The sequence below is a fragment of the Levilactobacillus yiduensis genome (genome assembly GCF_024718525.1).
Taxonomy (GTDB): domain Bacteria; phylum Bacillota; class Bacilli; order Lactobacillales; family Lactobacillaceae; genus Levilactobacillus; species Levilactobacillus yiduensis.
Window position 1 is genome coordinate 24,305 of sequence record NZ_JAMXAZ010000005.1, and the last position, 22,685, is coordinate 46,989.

Consider the following 22,685-nt stretch of genomic DNA (forward strand, 5'->3'; position numbering starts at 1 on the left):
GTTTTTAACGATCGGACCGCAACTGCTGGGTTCGGTCGTTTTCATTCAAAATCAGGAGGGGTTTCACCATGGATGATTTTATCCAACGTTACGTGCAGGCGGGACAGACTAGCGTGGCCAACTACCTGTTGGACCATTTCCGCGAGGTGGGGATGACCACCGACCAGTTGCTGGTCTTCTTCCAACTGCGACGCTACATGGATCGCGGCACGCAACTGCCCAATGCCGACGAAATTGCGGCTCACTTGGGTTGGGATAAGCAAAAAGTCTATCAGCTCTTACATGAATTGATTACGAATAAGTTAATGACGATTACCACGGTGACCGACAGTCAGGGCCAAAAGCAAGACGCCTATGACTTTCGCCTACTGACGGAAAAGCTCAGCCAGCTGGCCGTGCAGGAGACCCATCAGGCGGCTAAGGCGACCGTCAGTAATGACCGCTCTGCCGTGTTCAACCAGATTGAAACGGAATTTGGTCGGCCACTGTCGCCGCTGGAAATGGAAAGCATTACGCAGTGGTTGGATCAGGACCACTACCGCCCAGAGTTGATTCAACTGGCCCTAAAGGAAGCAGTGCTGAGTCAGGCGTACAGTCTGAAATACATGGACCGGATTCTCTTAAGCTGGGAACGCAAGAACTTAAAGACGGCGGCTCAGGTCCAACGTGAAAAGGAACGCCAAGAGCCGCGGCGGACCAATCAGTCGACCGGTGGCAATCAAGGTGGCGGCGAGGTGCCTGACGTGCCGATTTTTAAGCTGACGGATCAATAAACGAACCGATTTTTGAACAATGAAGGGCCTGGGAGTTTTTCCTGGGTCCTATTTTATTGGCTTGGTGTCTGGAGCCAAGCGCGTTGGTATCGCTGAACTGATGTGGTTGTCTCACGCTTATTTAAAAAATTTTCTTGCTATGGAACGCGTTCCATACGGTATGCTAAGGGTATTCAGAAGACGAGAGGAGCTTTCCCATGATTAAGCACATTTTTTCTGATATGGACGGGACCCTGTTGAACAGTTGCGGGGAGCTGAGTGCCACCACGATTGCGGCAGTCAAGGCAAGTGATGTGCCGTTCACCTTGGTGTCCGCGCGAGCACCGCTAGAGATGGCTAAGGCGATTGGCCAGTTGGGTTTAACGGCCCCACAAATTGCCTTTAACGGTGGGCTGATCTTCCATCCCCAGACCGGGGCGGCGGTGGTGCAACATCCCTTGCCAAAAGCGGTTAGCGTGGCGTTATTGACCGTGATCGAACGGGATTTCCCCACCGTTAGCGTGAGCGTCTACGACCAGACGAGTTGGCTGACCCGCCACGTGGACGCCGGTATTTTGCATGAACAGGTCCTGACGCATCAAAGTCCCATCGTGGTGCACCAACCACTGGCACAACTGGCCCAAACGCGGCAACTGATGAAAATTATGTTGATTGTGGGCGCGGCAACGGTTATGGTGGACTTACAGCGGGCGTTGACGGCATTGGACTTGGCCGTCAACATCAAGCAGTCCGGTCAAGAATACCTGGAAATCACCAGTGCACACGCCCAGAAATCCAGTGGTATTGCCGTGTTGCTGCAACAGCGGCAAGTATCCGCCAATGAGGCCGCGGCGTTTGGTGACGGCCACAATGATCTGCCCATGCTCCATGCGGTGGGGCTCCCCATCGTGATGGGCAATGCCACGGCGGAGATTCAAGCGGCGGGGCAGCACGTGACCAAGACCAACGATGAGAACGGCGTGGCCTATGCCATGGCCCACTGGTTAGGTGCCAATTAAATAAAATGAAAAGAGGGGGTGACGGCATGACGACAATCAAGGATGTGGCGCGACTGGCTGGCTACTCACCAGCGACCGTTTCACGCGCCATCAATCACAGTGGGTACGTTTCTGCGGCGGCTGCGGCCAAGATTCAAGCGGTGATTGCCCAGTTGGACTATGTGCCCAATGATATTGCTCGTGATTTGAGTCAGGGCCGGACCGTCAACGTGGGTGTAGTGGTCCCGCACCTCAATCACCCGTACTTCACTCAGGTGTTCAACGGCATTCTCACGGCGGCCTTTGCGGCGGATTACAACGTGGTCCTGTTACAGTCCAAGTACGACGCCGACCTCGAACGCGGTTACCTGGAACAGCTCCACCGCAAGGCCTTTGATGCGTTGATCTTTACCTCGCGCGCCATCCCGTTAGCGGAACTCGCCGCCGCCCAAAAATACGGCCCCATCATCTGTTGCGAAGACCCCGGGGATTATCCCTTGGCCGCAGCGTATTCGCAACGAACGGCGGCTTATCAGGCGGCTTTTCGCTGGATTCAAACACAAGGCTACCACCACATTGGGCTGACCCTCAGCCGTTCGGATAAATTGAGCGCGACCACCCGGCTGACGTTGGCCACTTACGCCACTATTTTTGGCCATGCCCCGGATCCGGACCTGGTGGCGCTGGGTGTCACGACGTTTGCGGACGGCTACCAAGCGGCGCAAACGTGGGCGGCGCAGGCCAGTCAGCCGGACTTTATCTTTAGTAACGGCGATGACATTGCGACGGGCATTCGGCAATTTTACCTGGATCACCAGTTAGCGGTCCCACCGCTAATGGGCCAGGAGAATCAATTGTCTGGTCGCTTGTTGGGACTGCCAACCATCGATCACCATTTTCAGCAGGTCGGGGCGGCGGCCTTTCACCTGGCTGCTAGTCGGCAGGTGACCCACGTCCCGGTTGCGGCAGAACTGATTTTACGATAGGGAGCAATTAAAAATGAAATTCTACTTTGTAAGACACGGCGCAACCCAAAATAATCAGGCCAATACCTTCAATGGCGGCGGGGTCGATTCACCGTTGACGCCGGCTGGGCGCCAATCTGCCCAACGCCTGGGCCAGTATCTCAAGCAAGTGACCTTTGATGCGGCGTACGTGTCACCCCAGCAGCGGGCACAGACGACGGCCCAGCTGATTTTGACGGAGAATACGCATCCGGTGCCACCCGTAACCGTCACGCCCTTTCTACGGGAAATGGTACTGGGAGACTGGGACGGCACGCCCATTGCCAGTCACGTGAACGAACCGGAATACGCCGATTATTTTGACCATCCCGCGCGCTTTTCCGGTTCGCGGCTACACGCTGAGAGCTACGCTGACGCGGTGGCCCGCGGGCGGCAGGCGCTGCGTCAGATCATCCGGGAGCAATCCACGACGGCCAACATCTTAGTCGCCAGTCACGGACTACTACTGACGAGTCTGTTGGAGACGTTACGCGGGACGCCGCTTGACGCCATTCGGCAAGATGGCCTGCTGGCAACCGCGAGCGTCACGGTCATGACGACGCAGGATGGCCAACAGTTTACAGTTGATGCCTGGGCCGTGAAACCTGAAAGCTAAGTTAAAAAACGTGCCCCAGCACCAGGTCGATCGACCGGTACTGGGGCACGTTTCGTATGCACTTAATTAATTACTATTACTGCTCTTATCAGCGGTCTTTTGCGTGGTTGTCGACGCTGACGAGGACTGCGTGGTCGATGTGGAATTGCTCGTCGTGTTGTCATCGTCATCACCCGTGCCACCACCCGGCGTCTGCTCGGTGCTAGAGGATTCCTTGCTGGTGCTGGATTCCGTCGTCGAGGAGCTAGCTTGCGTGGTGTTGGAGTTGGTCGTGACCTGGTTGTTGCTACTGTAGGCCGAAGAACTCGTGGTGTTAGTCGAACCATATTGACTCGTTGCCGTGGTATCGGCGACCGTGCCAGCGTGACCCGTGATGTAGTACTCCTTAGTCCCATTTTGTGTAGTTTCGGTGACCGTACTTGGTGCCGTCCAATCGGTGTTCGTGGACTTGCTAGCCAGGTAGGACATTTCGTACTTGTAGATCTCTTGGGCAATGGTCGTTTGCGTCTCACTGACGTAGTGGCCGGTCTGGAACTGCTTGTCATAACCGGTCCAAACGGAGATGGCGTAGTTCTTGGTGTAACCCGTGAACCAGGAGTCCATGGTTGCGCCGTCTGGGACCTTATCGGCGTAATCGTCAGGGTAGGAGTCCGTCCCGGTCTTTCCGGCTTGATACAGGCCGGAAATGGCCGCTGAACGTCCAGACCCGTTTTCGTTGGTCATGACGCCCTTCATCATATCCGTCAACATGAAGGCCGTAGCCGCGGACATGGCTCGTTTACCAGTCGCACTGTACTTGTGGGCCTTCCCGTCTTGGGTCACGACTTTGGAGACCAGGTACGGCTTGTAGTAGGTCCCACCGTTAGCAAATGCCGCATAGGCCGCTGCTTCTTGTTCGGAGGAGATGTACAGGCCGATCCCGTTTTGCAGGGTCAGCGTCTTGTCAAACGTCATCCCCAGGCCCTTCAAGAAGGACGTGGCCCGTTTGATCCCGACATTTTGTAACGTCCGGACGGCGGGGATGTTCCGTGATTCAACTAGAGCCTTGCGCATGGTGATGGTTCCTTGGTAGCGACGGTCCCAGTCGTAGAGGTTCTTGTCCGTGCCGGGGTAGGTGAAGGCCGTATCCTTGACGGGCTCGTAAGTTGGGTAGTAGAGGTGCTCGATGGCCGGACCGTAGTCCATCAAAGGCTTGGCCGTTGAGGCACTCGACCGGTCCGTTTGTACGGCACGGTTCAACCCAAAGGTCACGTTCCCGGTCTTACGGCCACCAATCATGGCAACGACTTGACCGTTGTTGGGGTTCACGATGGTCGAGCCAACTTGGAAATTATCGGACGGGAAGTTCACGTAGCCGTAGCCGTTAACGATATCGTACAGGCGTTTTTGGGCGCCCATATCGAGGTTGGTGTAGACCTTCAGGCCACCGGTCGTGGTGTTGTAGCCCTTAGACTTCAACTCGGCGTAAACCTGCTTGAGGTAGGCGTCGATCACCTTGGTGGTCTTGGGATTGGTGCTGGTCGACTTGTGGCTCTTGGTCAAGCCGGCACTGATGCTGGTGGCTTCGGCCTGTTGGGCCTGAGCCGATGTGATGACGTTGTTCTTGGCCATGGCCTCTAAGACCAGGTCTCGGCGTTTCTTCGCTAATGCAGGGTAGGTCGTTGGGTCATAGTTGGTAGGCGATTGTGGCATCCCGGCCAGGAGCGCCAATTGTGCCAGGTCCAGGTGCTTGAGCGTCTTGCCGTAGTAGTATTGCGCGGCCGTCTGCATGCCGTAGACCCCGTTGCCCATGTAGACCTTGTTGATGTAGTATTCCAAAATCTGATTCTTGGAGTAGTCGTGATCGACCTTGAGGGCTAACCAAGCCTCTTGGGCCTTACGCTTCAAGGTTCGATCGGAGGCCGCCGTCGAGAAGACGGACAGCTTGACCAGTTGTTGGGTCAGGGTACTCCCACCTTGCATCCCCAGCGAAGAGCCGGTGACGTTGGCAAAAGCCGCACCCATGATCCGAATCGGGTCGACCCCGTTGTTCTTGTAGAAACGACGGTCTTCGGTGGACACAACGGCCTTTTTCAAGGTATCCGGAATGTTCTTATTCTTCACGTAATTCCGGTTCTGTGCGCCCAGTCGTGAAATCACCCGACCGTTGGCATCGTAGACCCGCGTAGAAGTGTCACTGGATAGGGCGCCGGCGGTAATCTTCGGGGCGCTTTGGGCGTAGAAGAAGAACAGGCCCGCGCCGGCCAAAAGGCCTAAGACGATGATGGCGACGAAGACAAACAAAATACGGCGGAAAGTCCGCCAACCCGTGTGCGGCTTTTGCGGCCCACTGGGTGTACGCTCGGCGTTGCGGCTCATACGAGTCTCCCGGGTTTGATTGTTACTAGACATGGTAATCTCCTTTGCGTTTTAACGTGTTCGGCTGTTTTAGGGACCCTAGAGCAGTTGATCCACGGCTTTGAGATAGGGGATGGGCAGCTGAAGCTCCGCGGTGATGAGAATCCCTTTAGCCGCAATATCGGCGTAGGGGATGGATTTGCGACCACCGGCTTGTTGCGCATCCCAGAAGGCATACAGGTCCGTCGCTCGGTACAAGAAGACTTCTTGGCGAGTGACAAATTTAATAATGGCAAAACAAATTCCGCCTTGCGCGGAACAGGCCCGCATGTGGTCGATCTGGTGTTGATGAAAGTTCTTGAGGGGAAACGCGGATTTGTTCCGGGTCTCCTTGGCGTCAAAATCAAGGTAGTGCCCCTGGTAAACACCGTTGTAATCGGTGGTCGAGGCGGTACTGAAGTAGGCTTCCTTGATCACGGCGGCGCTACGCTTGGGGTAGTCGACCTTCACGATCTTGATGGGGGTCGGCTTCTTGTGAACGACGGCTTGCCCGGTAACTTCATAGTAGGTATTGCTTTCGTTCAGTTCCTCTTCCAACGTCATTCCCCGTTTGCCATAGTTGGTGTAGGTACTGGGAAACTTGGGCCCCGTTGGTGTTGCTGGTGCTTGATAGGCATTCCCATTGGGATACCGAATAGTCATTGACTCCTCACACTCCTTGCCTGAAAAACATCCGTTCAGTCGCGTTGACCTGTTGCTAGTCGCGTCAGCCTAGGAACCACGGCTTGCGGCGACTGCCACCGCCAACGGGCTGAACGGTCTGGTGGCCCAGTTATTGATATTATACCAAGCTGACCCGGAAATAAAAACTCTAACTGGTCTATAAATGGTCAAATTCCCCGAATTTAACGGGAATTTAATTGCGTCGCGCGTTTTTTTTCGCTACACTAGTAAGGTACACTTAAAGGGGGAGTGACATGAGTCGGTTATGGTTGACGGGTTACCGCAGTTATGAGCTGGGGATTTTCGGCAGTCAAGACCCGAAACTCCTGGTGATCAAGGCAACGTTGAAGCAGTTACTGATCAATAAGATTGAAAACGGCACGGACTGGCTCATTACCGGTGGTCAACTGGGTACGGAACAGTGGGCCGCCGAAGTGGGGCTGGATCTAAAGGCCGACTACCCGGAATTAAAAATTGCGGTGATGACGCCATTTGCGGAATTTGGCAGCAATTGGAACGAGACCAACCGTGGTTTGTACGCCCAACTGGCTAGCCGAGTGGATTTTCACCAATCCGTTAGTGAACAACCTTATCATGGGCCCCAACAGTTAAGAAACTATCAAGAATTTATGCTGACCCATACAGATGAGGCCGTAATGGTTTATGATTTAGAACATGAAGGGAAACCGCAGTACGATTACCGCGCCATTCAGCGTTTTGGTGAGCAGCACGCGTACCCGTTGACCCTGATTGATATGGACTGGTTACAAGAAAGTGCCAACGAATATCAAGAAAATTTAAATAATGGTTCCCAAATGGAATAAAAACTGGTATTATAGATATCGCCGGTTTGATTACGATAACGAGGTGTAATGATCGATGGAAAACGTTAATTTCACTCCTAAAGAAATTTTACAAAAGCAATTCCGCCAAAAGATGCGCGGTTATGATCCTGACGACGTTGATAGCTTCTTGGACAACGTCATCAAGGACTATGACACTTTTGTAAAGGAGAATCAACGGCTTCAAGACGAAAACGAACGGTTGTTGGCGAAGGTCGACGAATTGACACGTCAAGTACAAGTTGGCGCCAGTCAACCCGCTGCCACCACAACCAGCCAAGCAACTTCAAGTGTCACCAACATGGACATTTTGAAGCGGCTCTCCAATCTGGAACGGCACGTTTTCGGTTCACAATTAGATAATGATCCAAACGAGTCACATCGTTTGTAGAATTATAAAGACTGGTGTAAATCCTGAGTAATCGCGGTCGGCTTAAGTCGGCTGAGGAAAGTCCATGCTCGCACAGACTGAGATGTCTGTAGTGTTCGTGCTCGGTGAAAAAATAAGCCGGGGGACGTTAGCAATAGCGTTACGGCGGGAAAACACGGCTACGGCTTCGGCTATGCCCTAGTATCCCTGAAAAGTGCCACAGTGACGATACGTCTAAGGAAACTTAGGCGGTGGAACGCGGTAAACCCCTCGAGCGGGCAACCCAAACTTTTGGTAGGGGCGCTTCACATATGGAAATGAACGAAATGTGGGGGGAGAGGAAACTCTCGAGATAGATGATTACTGCCAGTCAGTCGTTTGCCTGAAACGGCTGGGTGGTACAAAACATGGCTTACAGGGATTTACACCATGTCAGGTGGGTGGGAGCTTGCTCCCGCCTTTTTTTGTGCCCAAATTTTGATGTGGTCACTTGCTGGTCGCGTCGTTGTGCTACCAGCAAATCCAGAACTATTTCGTCAGAGTGGTATCAGGTGGCCAGATAAGATGGTAAAATAGGCTAAGTAGAAAGTTAACTGACCTGATTAAGAAAAGATCCGAATTAAAGGAGAACAACTTACATGAAGAAATTTCATTTATACGCAGCGACTGCCAGTGGTATCGAAGCCATTGCCGGCCGTGAATTACGCGACCTCGGGTACGAGACCCAGGTTGAAAATGGCCGGGTGCGCTTTGACGGCACGATTGAAGACGTGTTGCGAGCCAACCTGTGGCTGCGGACGGCCGACCGGGTGCGGATCATCGTGGCCGAATTTGACGCCGTGACCTTTGATGAGCTGTTTGAAGCCACCAAGGCCGTGGCCTGGGATGAGCTGTTGCCAATGGATGCGGCGTTCCCCGTTGAAGGGCGCTCCAAGAAGTCGCAATTGCATAGTGTGCCCGACGCCCAAGCCATCGTGAAAAAGGCCGTGGCCACCAAGCTTGCGGCCGTTTATCACCGGCGGACGCGGATGCCCGAGACCGGGGCCACGTACCCGCTAGAAGTCATGATCGACAAGGACCACGTGATGCTGACGCTGGACACGACCGGGTCTAGCCTCTTCAAACGGGGCTACCGGGTCGGCAAGGGGGGCGCGCCGTTGAAGGAAAATATGGCGGCCGCCCTGATTGCCCTGACCAGTTGGCACAAGGACATGCCGTTCTGGGATCCCGTGTGTGGGTCCGGGACGATTCCTATCGAAGCTGCCATGATCGGCCGTAACCTGGCTCCCGGCTTCAACCGTGATTTCACCTGTGAAAGCTGGGATTGGGTTCCCCAAGAACTCAGCGACAAGTTACGTGACGAAGCCGACGCCAAGGCCGACTACGATACGCCACTTCAGATCTTCGGGACCGATATTGACGAGAACATGGTCGCCATTGCCAAGCGTAACGCCCAAGAGGCCGGCTTGTCCCAAGACGTGACCTTCAGTCAACTGGCTGTGCAAGACTTCAAGACGGACCTGAAGCACGGGGTCATCGTCGCCAACCCACCATACGGGGAACGGTTGAGTGACCAGGCGTCTGTCCGGGAACTCTACAAGCAGATGGGCCAAGTCTTTAAGCCACTGACGGACTGGTCGAAGTACATTTTGACCGCCGACTTGGAATTCGAACACTTCTACGGTCAAAAGGCCACCAAGACGCGGAAACTTTACAACGGGGCGCTACGGACGGATTACTTCCAGTTCTGGGCTAAGCGTCAACCGCGGCACCGGGACTAAGCCAATGATCGAAGCGGATTGCATTTTTTGTCAAAAAACTGAGATTGTGCTGGAAAATGACCTGGCCAAGGCCTTTTGGGATATTCATCCCGTGCGGAGGGGTCATCTACTGATCGTGCCCAAGCAGCACTACGCCACGTACTTCGATGTGCCGGCGACCACACGCCAGGCCATGGATGACCTGACGTTTCAAGCCAAGGCATTGCTGGATGAAAAATTCGCGCCGGCTGGCTACAACATCGGCATCAACGTCGAGGCGGCGGCTGGGCAGACCGTGATGCACGCCCATATCCATTTGATTCCTCGGTATGTTGGGGATGTCAAGGATCCGCGCGGTGGGATTCGCAAGATGATTCCGCGAGCGGTACGGCGGTTAGGTTCGAAGCGAAAATAAGTATAAACGAAACAAGAGTGACCAACCATTGTTAATCCTAATGATGGTTGGTCACTCTTTTGAATAAATACCTCATGTTTTAGGGTACTGTAACTTTTGTAGGCTAGATTGTTACGATCTAGACGCCACAGCAATCCATATTTCGCTTTTGACATCAACACTACCGAACTGAGAAAAAGAAATTTCGGGCGCATCAACCAACTTGTACCTGGAGGCAGGTAACCACTCGCTGTAAATACGGCCCCAGGTCTCTTGGAGTCGTTGCGGGAAAGGTCCCTGATTAGGGAAGATGGCCCAGGTGTGACTGGGAACCGCCAACTGGGTCAAGTCAGCGTAGGGATTTTCCTGAGTGGTGGCAAAGCCAATCAGCTGGGTAAGCCGACCTTGTTCGGCTAATCGGGCGTCGTCAAAGGCGTAAGACGCGTTTAACACTTGATGGGGGTAGAGATCACCTAGCGTGTGCATGTGGGTCCTTTGCAGTGGGGTGATGCTTTGTGCTAGCTTCTGGATGGCAGGGTTTTGCCCGGAAAACTGAATAGGGATGCGTTTGGTGACGCCGACCAGGTTAAAAGCTGATTTCTGTTCGATTCTGAAGTTCATGGGAATGCCTCCTTTGATTTCAAGGTGAAATGAAAGTTTAGGAAAAGTCTTCTGCATGCCACTCTGACGGGCTTCGGACGGGAGATAGCCACTCCAGTCACGAAAAGCTCGGGAGAAACCTTCGACAGATTGGTAGCCGTACTTAAAGGCCACGGTGGTGACGGCTTGGCCATTGACCAAGTCAACGTTGGCTGCAGCCAATCGTCGGTTGCGGACGTAATCATGGAGTGATATGCCAGCAATAAAAGAAAAGGTCCGGCGTAGATGGTATTCTGATAGACCAAGCTGATAGGCCACAGCTGAAAACGAGATGTCATCTGTCAGGTGGTCTTCGATGTAGTCGATGAGTTTATTGAGTGTTTGCATGGGAATCCTCCTTCATTTCAAGAACAAGTCTATACGATAAGTCGTCGCCAGACTTGATAATTGACGGCCAGATTTAGTCGAAAAGAGTGGTAGTAATTCTGTTAGTATTTTTAGTGTACAACACCAGCGGTAAGATGAGCAGGTGGCAAAATCTCTTGGCAAACGCTGACAGTTAAAAAGACCTGAAACAAATTGTCTCAGGTCCACTAAATATCGTTTTTATAAATAACGTTCCCGAATCGCTTGCGGAACGCGTTTACCCTTTTCGTAAAAGACATCATCATCGGGGGTAATGTCACGCAGCTTTCTGGCAGGATTACCGATGACAATCGTGTTGGCGGCCACATCCTTGGTCACGACACTACCAGCACCCACGACAGCGTTATCGCCAATGGTGACGCCAGGCAGAATCGTGGCATTAGCACCGATCCAGACATTTTGGCCCAGTCGGATGGGGTGGTTGAACTGCAACTTGTGGCGGCGTAACTTAGGCGAAATCGGGTGTAGCGCTGTGGCAAACGTCACGCCGGGTCCAACCATGCAGTCATCACCAATGTAAATATCGCCGTCGTCTACGAAATTACAGTTGAAATTGATGACGACGTTTTGGCCGAAATGAACATTACTCAAGCCGGAATTTGCGTAAATTGGTGGGATGACATAAAGATCTTTGCCATAGGTGCCAACCATGTCGTGCAGCAAGTGTTCACGTGTTTGGAGACCAGCTGGTGTCTCGGCAGTGTTGTTAAAGTCTAAGATCTTTTGGACGAGGGTGTGTTGGTAAGTGATGAATTCGTCGTCCATACTAGCATAGATGTCGCCTGAGTTAGTAAGCTGTTTGAATTGGTCAATTTTTTCTTGTGAGATCATGGCATAATGCTCCTTTAGTTTGTGGCTAACCGCAGATATTTTGCAGTTAACGAATTCTGACAAGTTAATAAGTCAGCGGGGGTCCCCGCAAAATTTAGGTAGCCACCGCGTTCACCGCCGTGTGGACCGAGGTCAATGACCCAATCGGCTTGACTGATGAGGTCTAGGTTGTGTTCAATCAAGATGACGGTGTTTTGGTTGGCGACCAATTGGCGTAGTAGTCGTAGTAGGACTTGAACGTCATGGGGATGAAGGCCCGCACTGGGCTCATCCAAAACGTAAGTGGCCCCTTGTTTTTGTAATTCAGCAGCAATTTTGATTCGTTGGGTCTCGCCGCCAGACAGGGTGCTGGTTGGCTGGCCCAACGTGAGGTAGTCGAGACCGACATTGACCAGTCCAGTCAATTTATCCGTAATTTTCGGAGTGTTGAAAAAGTCCAGAGCCTGGGCAATCGTCAGATCTAAGACCTGTTCGATCGTCTTACCCTGAAAATGGTAGCTGAGTGCCTGGGGATTATAGCGGCGGCCTTGACATGCTTCGCAGGTAACTTCAACCGCGTCGGCAAAAGCCATGTCGTATTTGATGACGCCCTTACCATGACAGACGGGGCAGGCGCCCTTGGCATTGAAACTGAACCATGACGGCGAGACGCCATTGGCTTGGCCGAAGAGCTTTCTGATATCATCCATGACCCCCGTATACGTCGCGGGGGTTGAACGAATAGATATGCCAATGGGCTGTTGGTTGATTGTGATTGTATCAGGGTATTGAGCCACAAATTCCTGGCTGATTAACGTACTTTTTCCAGAGCCCGCAACGCCGGTTACCGCAGTCAGCACATGCTTGGGAATCGTGACGTTGAGGTGCTTTAGGTTGTGCCGATGAGCATCGGTTACCAAGTAGTTATCCTGCCACGGCAGCGGCGTCGAGTTCACGGAGAGTCGGCGATGTAATGCCTGGCCGGTTGGCGTTGGTAACTGTTGAATGTTTGCGACTGACCCTTGGTAGCTAATCTCACCGCCGTGGTCACCGGCTAATGGCCCAATATCGATAATCATATCGGCGATGCGCATAATCTGGGGGGCATGTTCGACGACCAGAATGTTGTTATGGGCGTCGCGCAACTGTTGTAGCATGTTCCCAATCTTACGAATATCTGCGGGGTGGAGACCAGTCGTTGGTTCATCGAAGATGTAGGTGATGTTGTTGAGACTCCCACCGAGGTTGCGGACGATTTTAAGCCGTTGTAACTCACCACCAGACAGGGTGTTAGCGGGTCGGACTAATGGTAAATAGCCAATGCCAATGTCGACCATACGCTGAAGCGTGGTGGTCAACTGGTTGACCAGAGAAATGCCACGGGGGTCAGTGATATTAGTCAAGACGGTCAATAGCTGTTCAACGGTGAGTCGCATCATGTCGATGATATTATGGTCGTTGATTTTGGAGGCCAAAGCCTTGGCATTTAGCCCGGTTCCTTGGCAGGCCGTGCAAGGGACAGTCGTGATATGTTGGGTAATTTCGGTGCGGAGCTTTTTAGCGAGTTTACCGATGTCACGGTTGAGGTACAGACGTTTGAAGCGGGGGATGACGCCTTCATAGGCGACCCGGTCAACGCGTCCTGAAGTGTTCGAGCGTATCTCAATCTTGCGTCCTTCTTGCGGACTGTCACGGAGAAATCGCCATTCGGCTGATGTGAAGTCACGCAACTTTTTGTTAGGATCCAATATGCCATTGTCGGTATAAAGGGTGCTTTGCCAACCAGCGCTGAATTGGCAGAAGGTGATGGCCCCCTCAGCTAGACTCTTGGTCGTATCAAATAGGCTGTCAGCATTTAGTTTTTGCCGTTTGCCCAGTCCAGTACAAACAGGGCACATGCCTGCCGGATGGTTTAAGGAATAAGCCATGGAGCCACCAGCGCTGGGGCGACCAATTCGTGAGAACAACAGTCGCAGTAGTGGTGCGGTATCCACAATAGTGCCGACCGTGGAACGTCCGCTAGGTGTCGTGGCTCGCTGGCGAATAACAATGGCTGGGGTGAGATTTTGAATCTGATCGACCTGGGGGCGCGTATAGTGGGGCATCTTGTTACGAATGTATTGGGAGTAGGATGCTTGCCATTGGCGCTGGCTCTCGACGGCTAGGGTGTCAAAGACCAATGAACTTTTACCGGAGCCGGAGACACCAGTGAAGACGACGATTTGATTCTTGGGGATGCTGAGCGTGACGTCTTTTAAATTGTGTTCGTGTGCATTGATGATGTTGATGGGGTCTTCCGAGTGAATGGACATGATGATTAGCCTCCTATGCGATTTGTTAAGTCAATATGTGATATTATAGTGACATGAATAATGGAATAAAAGCTACATTTGCGTATAATAATGTCACTATCGTATCAAGTTCGTTCAGGAGGATGTTATGACCCAGAAAAAATTGATTCAGCTAGAAAGTGATTTGCGCGAACACATTACCTATGATAATCATATTATCCCCTTATCGATTTGCGTGGATCACTTCGATGACTACTATCAACGGGAATGGGACTGTCACTGGCATGAAGAGTACGAATTTGGTGTCGTCACACAGGGGATTTTGCGGTATACGCTTTACGGAGGGCCGAATGGCTCGCAAGACGTGGTACTGCATCCAGGGGAAGGCATCTTCATTAACGCGAATGTTTTGCATAGCGCTAAGGCCTTGGCGGCTAATACGGTCATTGACTGTTTTGTGTTATCGAAGACCATTTTTAAGTTGAAATTGTTTGATGCCTTCGGTGAACAAGTCTTGGAATCAATTGCCCAATCAGGGCTGTCCTTTTTGTTCCTAAAGCTGAATAATCCACAGAAGCGAGAGATTATCGCCAGTATTCAAAAACTTTGTGCGCTTCCAGAAGATGGAATCACTTATGAATTACAGGGGCTAGAGTTAGCCATGCATATTTGGCGTAACCTCATTATTGCGGTCCAATCGTATCCTGAGACTGCTGAGCTAGTTGGCACAGCCAGGTCGGATCAACGACTAAAACTGATTATTCGGTTTGTGCACGAGAATTATCGGCAAGAAATTTTGGTTGATGAATTGGCCCAGCAGGCTCATATTAGTCGTGCAGAATGCTTTCGGATCTTTAAAAAGATGTTACATAAAACACCGACGCAGTACGTGACCGACTATCGGATGTCAATGGCGACCATGCTCCTGGTGGATACACAACGGACGCTGGCGGATATTGCCGTCTCCTGTGGTTTCAAAACGGCCAGCTACTTTGGACGAAAGTTTCGGGAACGTTTTGGAATGACTCCCCGGCAATACCAGGCGAAAATGGCTCAGGGGAACTCACAACATTGAGGGCCTGGGTTTGATTCGTAGCTTGACTTAAAATGTGAGAAAATCTAACATCGCTTACAAACCTTAATATTTTCATGAAAACGCCTGCCCCTCAACCATTTGGTTCGTTCAACGTTGTATTTAACCGTCATCCCTCGGGAATGCCATCGTGACTTTTCTGAAAAAACGTGTTAGGATTTCTCACATAAAAAGCAAAGAGGGTGGCGTCGATGAATCTTGCGAACACGGCTTTCATTTTGATTGCCAGTATTTTAGTTCTATTTATGACTCCTGGCCTGGCCTTTTTCTATGGGGGCCTGGTCTCTGAGAAAAATGTCGTCAACACCATGCTGTCGGTCTTTATCATGACCGGGGTGGCCATTTTGTTGTGGGTCTTCCTGGGTTATTCGCTCGCCTTTTCGGGGAACGTTGGCGGCATCGTGGGGGACTTGCGGCACGTCTTCATGGCGGGGGTCAATTGGGCCAGCTTAACGGCGACGCACATCCCGCTGGGGGCCTACTCCCTGTTTCAAATGATGTTTGCGATCATTACGCCTGCGCTGTTCGTGGGTGCGGTGGTCGGTCGGATCCGGTTCAAATTTCTCCTGCTCTTCTTAATTGCCTGGTCCGTATGCATCTACTACCCCATGGTCCACTTGGTCTGGAGTCCCTTGGGCTTACTGGCCAAGCTGGGGGTGCTGGACTTTGCCGGCGGGACTGTGGTGCACATCAACGCCGGGGTCACGGCACTGATCCTATCTGCTTGGTTAGGGCCGCGGTTGGCCAAGGACCATCCGGGGCAGCACTACAATCTACCGTGGGTCTTGTTAGGGACCGCGATTCTGTGGATCGGCTGGTACGGCTTTAATGCCGGCAGTGCGCTGGCGGTCAATGGCGTTGCTTTACAGGCCGCTATTACCAGTACGGTTGCGACCGCCACGGCGATGGTCGTCTGGATGTTCCTGGATATTTGGACGACCGGGAAGCCAACGCTGGTCGGGGTTTGTACCGGGACGCTGTGCGGACTAGTGGGCATCACGCCGGCCGCCGGGTACGTCACGGTCATGGGTTCCGTGGCGATTGGTGCGCTGGCAACGTTGGCCAGTTACGGGTTTATTCAGGTTCTGAAGCCAAAATTAGGGGTGGACGATGCCCTGGATGCCTTTGGTTGCCACGGTGTCAGCGGAATCGTCGGCAGTATCTTGACCGGAGTCTTTGCGACCAAGGCGGTCAACCCGACCATCGGTGAAAATGGCCTGCTGTATGGCGGCGGTTGGCATTTGCTGGGAGTTCAGGTCCTGGCTACCGGCATCACGATTGTGTTAGTCGCCGTGATGGGCAGCGCGCTGATCTTGATTTTGCGGCAGTTGACACCAATGCGGGTCGATGCGGCCGAAGAAGCCATGGGCCTGGATCAAGGCGAACACGGCGAACAGGTCGATTACACCGTAGGACTGAGCGAACGGCTAACGGCCTTTCAACCGGATCAGGAACGGTATTCTCAGGAATTCAAGGGTCAGCTGCAGCACCTGCGGGATCCGCAAGCCAACCACCTTGGCAGTCACTGATGGTCAAATAGGTCTACAGGGTCTCGTCGTGCGTGGCGACATGGTGCAGGCTGGCCGCCTTACCGTTCGCCAAATTTGGACCGTGACGCTGTGGGAAGGACCGGTCGAAGCCGAAGAGCGGTCTTCAACCTCGCTTCGAGCCGAAAATCACGTCTCGAAGACGCCCGTTTCCAAGCAAATCACTTGAAAACGCCCACGGCTGAGTCCAAATTTAGCTCACTCACGGCTGCATGGTAGATGAATCACTAATGTAGATGTAGATAAGCGTTGCTATTTACTCTGTCGTTGAGCACCGACTTAACCAGAGGTGGAAGCTGCTGTGACGACGGTGTTAGCTGAGCGCTTTTCCTCAACGTATAGCTGAATTGCGGCCAGACTCCGCTTGTGTATTGGCGACTAAGTTGTTAAGCAGCAGAAAGTTAAGTGAAAAGCAAAAAGATTAAGTTCTTTCTTAAGTTTGGGTCAGATGATTGCTGTTTGCCCGGCACCTTGCTAAACTATAGGAGTGTTAGGGGACACACTAGATTTAGAGTTTGGGGGAAAGAATCATGAGAAAAGATCGTTGGGCAGTCATTGCCTTAGCCGTACTGGCCGTTTGTGGCCTGAGTTTAGTGTTGCTGTTGATGAAGTCACCAGTTTGGGCGTTTGGCTTTCCAATCGCCTTCGCCGCACTGGGCGCGGCGTGCTACGGACTTGAAGATATCTTTGCTAAGATGACGAAAAACAATAATCGTGAAGCATAAAATAACGGGCGGCCGGTGAGCCGTCTTTTTTGTTGTCCGGGGGTTTACACCGCCCCAGCGTCCTTGCTAGAATAGAAGGCAAAGGCGATGACGAAAGGTGAACAAGCAACGAGCAGCACCGGCAGCGGATGTCGGTGATTATTTAAAAGCATTTGCCTGCACGGCGGTCATGGCCCAAACGGTGTTGAGTTTGGCACTGACCACGACGGCGGGCCGCCAGTTACAAGACGGTATTGCGGGGGCGTATTTGGCAATCAAATTCACGGCGCCGGCCTTTATCTGCGGCATCGTGATGACGACGATGCGCGTGAGTCCGGCTCGGCCGCGTTACGGCCACTACTTGCGGCAGCAGTGGTCAGCGCTGGGCGTTCCCACGTTGGTGTGGTCGCTAGCGTACCTCTTATTCTTGCCACAGCTGCAGCAGCATCACGCCTTTCACACGATTGGTCAGTTTTTCTGGCAACTGGTAAATGGCAACGCGGCGCCACACCTGTGGTATAACACGATGATGCTCCAGATCATTCTTCTGATGCCACTGTGGTGGGCGTTACGTCGCGGTTGGGCCCGGCACCATTGGGTGATCACGGCGCTCACGGTCGGCTTGTTGGTTGGCTGGCTGACCTGGTACAATGCCGTGGCTGTTCCCAGTGGGCAAGCAACGACGTGGTATCTAATGGACCGGGTCTGCTGGGGCTTTGCCGTGTATGCGGTTCTGGGTATCGGGTTAGCGGAAACGCCCACCCGCTGGTTACGCGGCTATGCGTGGGTCGGCCTGGGTGCCCTGGGCCTGTTGATGTGGTACTGGCAATACCGGCAGTTACGCCAACTGGGAACGCCCATCGACCTCAGTCGCAGTAGTTACTACCTGCCGGCCACGGTGGGCTACGGGCTGTGCATCATTTTACTGCTGGTGAGTCTGGCCAAGTGGCACCAACGCCGCCGCTCGCGGTGGTTGCCGGTAATCCACTGGCTGGCGACCTATGCTTATCGCGCGTACCTGGCCAACGTGTTTTGGCTGGAGCTGATCTGGCTACTGGGTGGACGCACGTTAACGGCGGTCCATCCGGTACTGGGGTGCGTCGGTTGTTACTTACTGACGTGGTGCTGGTCATTTGCGACGACGTACGGCTTTCATTTAATCGGACAATGGGTGAAGGGAACGGTGAAGACATGGCAACAAGCAAGACGGACCGCACACAACCGGTCGAATTGGTAACGATGATCATGGTCACAGATCCGGTGACGAACCGGGTATTGGTCGAGGATAAAGTCAACGTCCCCTGGAAGGCGGGCCACAGCTTTCCGGGTGGTCACGTGGAGGTCGGCGAGAGCTGTGCGCAAGCCGCCATTCGTGAGGTTTTCGAGGAAACGGGCCTGCGTTTGAAAACGGTGAGCTTTTGTGGGACCTGCGAGTGGTTCGATGCCAGCCGTCAAAAACGCAAGCTGGGCCTGCTGTATCGCGGCGATGATTTCACGGGTGACCTCCAGGCTAGTGCCGAGGGGCAAGTGAGCTGGCTGCCGTTAAGCGAAATGACCCCGGAAAAGAGCGCCGAGAGCATGGCCGCCTTACTGCGGGTCTTCAATCGCGAGGTGCCAGCGGTCGTTAGCGACGACTGGAACGGCGCCCTGCGGGATGATCACTAGCATTGCTGAGTCAGCACGTTGCGGCTGGCTTTTTTAATTGGTTGAAAACGGTGAGTCAAGTTTATCTATTGTAAGCGGTTACAAAAACGTGTAAACTAAAGACGTAAAGATCTTGTGATAAAGGGAGCGATAATCGTGAAATCAACTGTTCAAACGCAACGCTGGTACGGTTACTTCTTTATCGGGCTGAGTGTTGTTGCACTAGGGCTGACTGGCTTACTGGCAATGCCTCTGATCGACCGGGCCTTACTGTTGACAACGGCTTTGACCTTACTGGTTTACGGGCTGACTTACCAACCACAGATCAAACGCGGCTGGTGGCGCCTGTTACTGGTAGCTAGCCTGATTGTCGGGATCGGCGACGTCGCCTTAACACTGACGGTGGCTCCGGTCTTGTTGACGGCACTGTTCAGCTTTGCTTTACCGTTTGCATTTTTAAGTGTCTTACTCGGTTACCTGAAACGGCGGGTTCGCGCCTAAAGGGATTAACCATAAAAAACTGGTTCCTGGACGAGTTGTCCAAGGACCAGTTTTTTTATGGTCTTAGCCGAATAACGTGACCAGGATATCCCAGGTCATGTGAATCGCGATGCCGGGCCACAACGACCGGCTGCGCGCATAGAGCCAGCCAAACAACAGGCCCAAGATGAAGACGGACAGGAGATTGCTGATCCACATGCCCGCGCTCATGGTGGGGACGGTCGTGAGGTAGCGGGGGATGTGCAAGCTGGCAAAGGCCAGGGCTTGCAGTACGTTGGCCTTGGCGAGTGGAAATTTCTGCAGGAGGGCGTTTAAGAAATACCCGCGAAACAGAAATTCCTCCGTGACGCCGACGACCAAGAAGTAGCGACCCCAGAACTGTGGCTTGAAGTTAGCGGCCACGGTCAGACCGTGATGGGCCAACCAAAATTGTGCTAGTAGGTAGACCACGATGATCCCCCAGACCAGGTAACCGGCCCCAAAACGCCAGGCTGGCCGCCACTGAGCAGCGTTGCTGAGACTCAGGTTGCCGGGACGGGCCTGCTTGATGAACAGCCAAGCGGCCCCTAGCCAAATGATCAGCTTGATGGCGTCTAGTGCTAGCTCTTGGGGCCATCCGGTGAGGTGCTGTTCAATGGGGGTGTTGGCGCCAATTTGAACAAACAGCCAGACGAACCAAAACGCAATGAACTGGCCAGCTAGCCGACGATTAGATACGGGTTCTGACATACGGGACACTTCTCTCTTAAGTAAGGTTAAGTTAAGTTTAAGGCAAGATGGCGTGGATAAACGTAAAGATTCTCTAAGGTTTCTGTGAAGCCCAAGTTAACGGCATTTAAATGACATGTTATCACCGTTTACTTTAGATGTAATCAGTGATAACATATAACTAAAATGAAGTATTTGAAGGGAGCCCATTCAATGACAAAATTACCATACCATCGTCAAAATTTAGCGGTGTTGATCCAACAACAGGCCCACCAACAATTAGAAGAACAGGGGGCAGAGAACCTGTCTCTACGACAAATCGCCCGGTTCTTAGCGGTGACCCCTGCGGCCGTTTACCGGCATTTCCCGGACAAAGCCAGTCTGCTAGCGGCCTTAAGAGTGGAAATTACTGAGGAGCTAGCGGCGGCGTTGCGCGCTAATGTCTTGGATTCGGCTGACGCGACGGCCATGCTCCAACAAATGATCACAAACTTGGTGGCCTTTGCCACAGCCCATCCCCGGGCGGTCCGCTTCGTTTTGACGGCACCACTGGCCGTCCCTCAGAGCCTGACGACGGTCCTGACCTTAGCAGATGCCCAACGTCAAAGCGGTACGCCAACAGATGCGACGGCGGTGTGGACTCTATTAGTGGGTGTGCTGTGCCAACTGCCTGATCCCCAGCTGACGGTGACGTGGATTACGGCCCAGGTGACACGATTGCTAGGTGAAGCATGAGAGCAGAAGTGCCAAAAAGCATATTGTGAATAGTGAGCAATGACAGAGCGACTTATTGTGATTTATTCACTAATAGGCCGTGAATGCAACAATGGCAAGGGATGTTAAGCAAAATGAAGATTCAAAAGCAACGAAACTATCCCAACGATAAGTTAAATTATAATGAGAAAATGACAAGACATTTAGATTTCCCCATGGTAAACTAACAGCAACTGATCAATGGGAGGTCTGGCTATGGATAACACACAAGCAGCGTTTCTGGCGCTGGTGAAACAGGTAAGCTTGGTGCGGATGAATCTCACGTTATTGGGGTGGGATGCCCGTACGTACTTGCCACCGGCAGGCACCGATTTTCGTGGTGAACTGACGGCATCGTTGAGTGCACAGGAGTTGGCATTGAGTGCCGGCCCGCAGATGGGCAAATTTGTGGACTACTTCACGACACATCCGACTGAATTGGATGCCCAAGCGCAGCAGGTCTTGCGGCTGGTCAAACGCGACTACGACTTGAACCATGACATTCCGGCGGCCGATTACGCCGATTACCAAAAGACGTTGACGCATGCCCAACAAGTTTGGGAGACGGCCCGTGCCGCACAAGACTTTTCCTTATTACAACCGGATCTGGAAAAAATCGTGGCCATGCAAAAGGCGTTCATCCCCAAGTGGCGCAACGGCCAGGCAACGGACTATGACGTGTTGCTCGACCAGTATGAGCCGGGGATGACCGTGGCCCAGCTGGACCCCATCATGGATACGCTAAAGGCTGGCATCAAGCGCATCCAGCACCAATTGCAGACCAAGGGTGTGGCCCCACGAGCGGACTTCATGAGTCGTGCCGTCCCGGAAGACTTGCAAGAACAGCTGGTTAGGACCGTGGTGCAGCGCTTAGGCTATGACTTCACCAAGGGTGACCTGTCCCGTAGCACGCACCCGTTCACGGTCCCACTAGACCGCAACGATGTCCGCATCACCAACCGTTACGACGTGCACGCCTTTCAGATGTCGCTACTGGGCGGCATCCATGAGGCGGGGCACGGCTTGTACATGCAAAACTTCAACCCGGCTTACGACTACACGCCGTTAGCGGACGCACCGTCCATGGGTCTGCACGAATCGCAGTCCTTATTTAACGAAATCTTTTTGGCCCGCAACCCGGCCTTTTGGCAAGGGGAGTACCCACGCTTTCAACAGGCGACCGGCGATATTTTCGCTGACATCGATGAGCCGACCTTTTACCGCGGCTTCATGACGACCAAGCCCACGCTGATTCGGACCGAGGCGGACCCCTTGACGTATCCACTGCACATCGTGGTGCGCTACGAGCTGGAGAAATCCCTGTTTAATGGGGAGACGACGGTCGCTGAACTGCCCGCGCTGTGGCGGCAAAAATACCAAGATTATCTGGGCATCACACCCGCTAACGACACGGAGGGTATTTTGCAAGACATCCACTGGCCGGGCGGCGACTTTGGGTATTTCCCAACGTACCTGTTGGGCCAGCTATACGCGGCGCAGTTCATGCACACCATGAGCCAGCAGTTGCCGGTCACCGAGATCTTACAAAGCGGCGATTATCACCGCATCACCCAGTGGCGGCGCGAACAGATCCACTGGCTAGGCGCGAGCGTGACGCCGCAACAACTGATCCAGCAGGTCACGGGTGAACCGCTGAACCCGCAGTACTGGTTGGATTGGATGCAGCAGACCTTTGCGACGGCCTACCAGGTCACTGACAAATAACTTTACTTCCAAAAAGTAAGTGGTACACTAGAGGTATAAGTTTTAAGGAAACTACCATTTACCCATTACCGGGAAACTATTCTAAAG

At 53.0% G+C, this 22,685-nt stretch carries 22 protein-coding genes and 1 other RNA gene; 17 read left to right on the plus strand and 6 right to left on the minus strand.

What is annotated here, in order from left to right; genetic code table 11:
* The first annotated feature begins 68 nt into the window (after positions 1-68).
* From NGM66_RS04160 to NGM66_RS04175, 4 genes are all read left to right on the plus strand, one after another.
* Positions 69-773, plus strand: a complete 705-nt coding sequence (locus tag NGM66_RS04160; RefSeq protein WP_208909741.1) for a DnaD domain-containing protein — start codon at positions 69-71, stop codon at positions 771-773.
* Positions 774-970: 197 nt separating this feature from the next.
* Positions 971-1,771, plus strand: a complete 801-nt coding sequence (locus NGM66_RS04165) for a Cof-type HAD-IIB family hydrolase (protein WP_208909740.1) — start codon at positions 971-973, stop codon at positions 1,769-1,771.
* A gap of 26 nt (positions 1,772-1,797) precedes the next feature.
* Positions 1,798-2,736: a LacI family DNA-binding transcriptional regulator gene (locus NGM66_RS04170; protein WP_208909738.1), complete on the plus strand. Its 939-nt coding sequence runs from the start codon at positions 1,798-1,800 to the stop codon at positions 2,734-2,736.
* 13 nt (positions 2,737-2,749) lie between these two features.
* Positions 2,750-3,370 carry a histidine phosphatase family protein gene (locus NGM66_RS04175; protein ID WP_208909736.1) on the plus strand — a complete coding sequence of 207 codons (621 nt, stop codon included), beginning with the start codon at positions 2,750-2,752 and terminating at the stop codon, positions 3,368-3,370.
* Between the two features lie 66 nt (positions 3,371-3,436).
* On the opposite strand, the gene NGM66_RS04180 is transcribed toward NGM66_RS04175, so the two are convergent.
* Together NGM66_RS04180 and recU are read right to left on the minus strand one after the other, a co-directional pair.
* A complete protein-coding gene (locus tag NGM66_RS04180) occupies positions 3,437-5,761 on the minus strand; it encodes a transglycosylase domain-containing protein (RefSeq protein ID WP_208909734.1) in 2,325 nt (774 codons plus the stop codon).
* A 45-nt stretch (positions 5,762-5,806) separates the two neighbouring features.
* Positions 5,807-6,409, minus strand: a complete 603-nt coding sequence (recU, locus tag NGM66_RS04185) for a Holliday junction resolvase RecU (RefSeq protein ID WP_208909732.1) — start codon at positions 6,407-6,409, stop codon at positions 5,807-5,809.
* Between the two features lie 275 nt (positions 6,410-6,684).
* Between recU and NGM66_RS04190 the strand changes: the two genes are divergently transcribed.
* The 5 genes from NGM66_RS04190 to NGM66_RS04210 all read left to right on the plus strand — a co-directional run bounded on the left by NGM66_RS04190 (position 6,685) and on the right by NGM66_RS04210 (position 9,817).
* Entirely contained in the window at positions 6,685-7,254 is a 570-nt protein-coding gene (locus NGM66_RS04190; protein WP_208909730.1) for an SLOG family protein, read from the plus strand.
* 55 nt (positions 7,255-7,309) lie between these two features.
* On the plus strand, positions 7,310-7,663 hold the full coding sequence (gene gpsB / locus NGM66_RS04195) for a cell division regulator GpsB (protein ID WP_125576897.1): 354 nt from the start codon (positions 7,310-7,312) through the stop codon (positions 7,661-7,663).
* 19 nt (positions 7,664-7,682) lie between these two features.
* Positions 7,683-8,062: RNase P RNA component class B (gene rnpB, locus NGM66_RS04200), an RNA gene on the plus strand.
* Positions 8,063-8,280: 218 nt separating this feature from the next.
* Positions 8,281-9,423, plus strand: coding sequence for a THUMP domain-containing class I SAM-dependent RNA methyltransferase (locus tag NGM66_RS04205; RefSeq protein ID WP_125576898.1), 1,143 nt, complete (start codon positions 8,281-8,283; stop codon positions 9,421-9,423).
* A 4-nt stretch (positions 9,424-9,427) separates the two neighbouring features.
* Entirely contained in the window at positions 9,428-9,817 is a 390-nt protein-coding gene (locus tag NGM66_RS04210; RefSeq protein ID WP_208909728.1) for an HIT family protein, read from the plus strand.
* A gap of 111 nt (positions 9,818-9,928) precedes the next feature.
* Here the strand turns inward: NGM66_RS04210 and NGM66_RS04215 are convergent, their stop codons facing one another.
* The 3 genes from NGM66_RS04215 to NGM66_RS04225 all read right to left on the minus strand — a co-directional run bounded on the left by NGM66_RS04215 (position 9,929) and on the right by NGM66_RS04225 (position 13,944).
* Complete coding sequence (locus NGM66_RS04215) at positions 9,929-10,783, minus strand: AraC family transcriptional regulator (RefSeq protein WP_258115403.1); 855 nt, start codon at positions 10,781-10,783, stop codon at positions 9,929-9,931.
* Positions 10,784-11,002: 219 nt separating this feature from the next.
* A complete protein-coding gene (locus tag NGM66_RS14335; RefSeq protein WP_208909724.1) occupies positions 11,003-11,653 on the minus strand; it encodes a sugar O-acetyltransferase in 651 nt (216 codons plus the stop codon).
* 14 nt (positions 11,654-11,667) lie between these two features.
* Complete coding sequence (locus NGM66_RS04225; protein WP_208909722.1) at positions 11,668-13,944, minus strand: ATP-binding cassette domain-containing protein; 2,277 nt, start codon at positions 13,942-13,944, stop codon at positions 11,668-11,670.
* 127 nt (positions 13,945-14,071) lie between these two features.
* Here NGM66_RS04225 and NGM66_RS04230 point away from each other — a divergent pair, with 127 nt between their 5' ends.
* The 6 genes from NGM66_RS04230 (at position 14,072) to NGM66_RS04255 (ending at position 19,412) form a co-directional block, all read left to right on the plus strand.
* Entirely contained in the window at positions 14,072-14,998 is a 927-nt protein-coding gene (locus NGM66_RS04230) for an AraC family transcriptional regulator (protein WP_208909720.1), read from the plus strand.
* 209 nt (positions 14,999-15,207) lie between these two features.
* The gene (locus NGM66_RS04235; protein WP_208909718.1) at positions 15,208-16,545 is read left to right on the plus strand and encodes an ammonium transporter; all 1,338 of its coding nucleotides are present in this window, start codon (positions 15,208-15,210) and stop codon (positions 16,543-16,545) included.
* A 548-nt stretch (positions 16,546-17,093) separates the two neighbouring features.
* Positions 17,094-17,288, plus strand: coding sequence for a hypothetical protein (locus NGM66_RS04240; RefSeq protein WP_208909716.1), 195 nt, complete (start codon positions 17,094-17,096; stop codon positions 17,286-17,288).
* Between the two features lie 97 nt (positions 17,289-17,385).
* Positions 17,386-18,504, plus strand: a complete 1,119-nt coding sequence (locus NGM66_RS04245; protein ID WP_208909714.1) for an acyltransferase — start codon at positions 17,386-17,388, stop codon at positions 18,502-18,504.
* Positions 18,459-18,932, plus strand: a complete 474-nt coding sequence (locus tag NGM66_RS04250) for an 8-oxo-dGTP diphosphatase (RefSeq protein ID WP_208909712.1) — start codon at positions 18,459-18,461, stop codon at positions 18,930-18,932. The genes NGM66_RS04245 and NGM66_RS04250 overlap by 46 nt, the downstream gene beginning before the upstream one ends.
* 135 nt (positions 18,933-19,067) lie before the next feature.
* Positions 19,068-19,412: a hypothetical protein gene (locus NGM66_RS04255; protein ID WP_208909710.1), complete on the plus strand. Its 345-nt coding sequence runs from the start codon at positions 19,068-19,070 to the stop codon at positions 19,410-19,412.
* A gap of 63 nt (positions 19,413-19,475) precedes the next feature.
* On the opposite strand, the gene NGM66_RS04260 is transcribed toward NGM66_RS04255, so the two are convergent.
* Positions 19,476-20,141: a CPBP family intramembrane glutamic endopeptidase gene (locus NGM66_RS04260; protein ID WP_208909708.1), complete on the minus strand. Its 666-nt coding sequence runs from the start codon at positions 20,139-20,141 to the stop codon at positions 19,476-19,478.
* A gap of 192 nt (positions 20,142-20,333) precedes the next feature.
* Here NGM66_RS04260 and NGM66_RS04265 point away from each other — a divergent pair, with 192 nt between their 5' ends.
* Together NGM66_RS04265 and NGM66_RS04270 are read left to right on the plus strand one after the other, a co-directional pair.
* Positions 20,334-20,855 (plus strand): TetR/AcrR family transcriptional regulator, encoded by a 522-nt coding sequence (locus NGM66_RS04265; RefSeq protein WP_208909706.1) that lies wholly within the window; start codon positions 20,334-20,336, stop codon positions 20,853-20,855.
* Positions 20,856-21,089: 234 nt separating this feature from the next.
* Positions 21,090-22,598, plus strand: a complete 1,509-nt coding sequence (locus NGM66_RS04270) for a carboxypeptidase M32 (RefSeq protein ID WP_208909703.1) — start codon at positions 21,090-21,092, stop codon at positions 22,596-22,598.
* Positions 22,599-22,685: the final 87 nt, after the last annotated feature.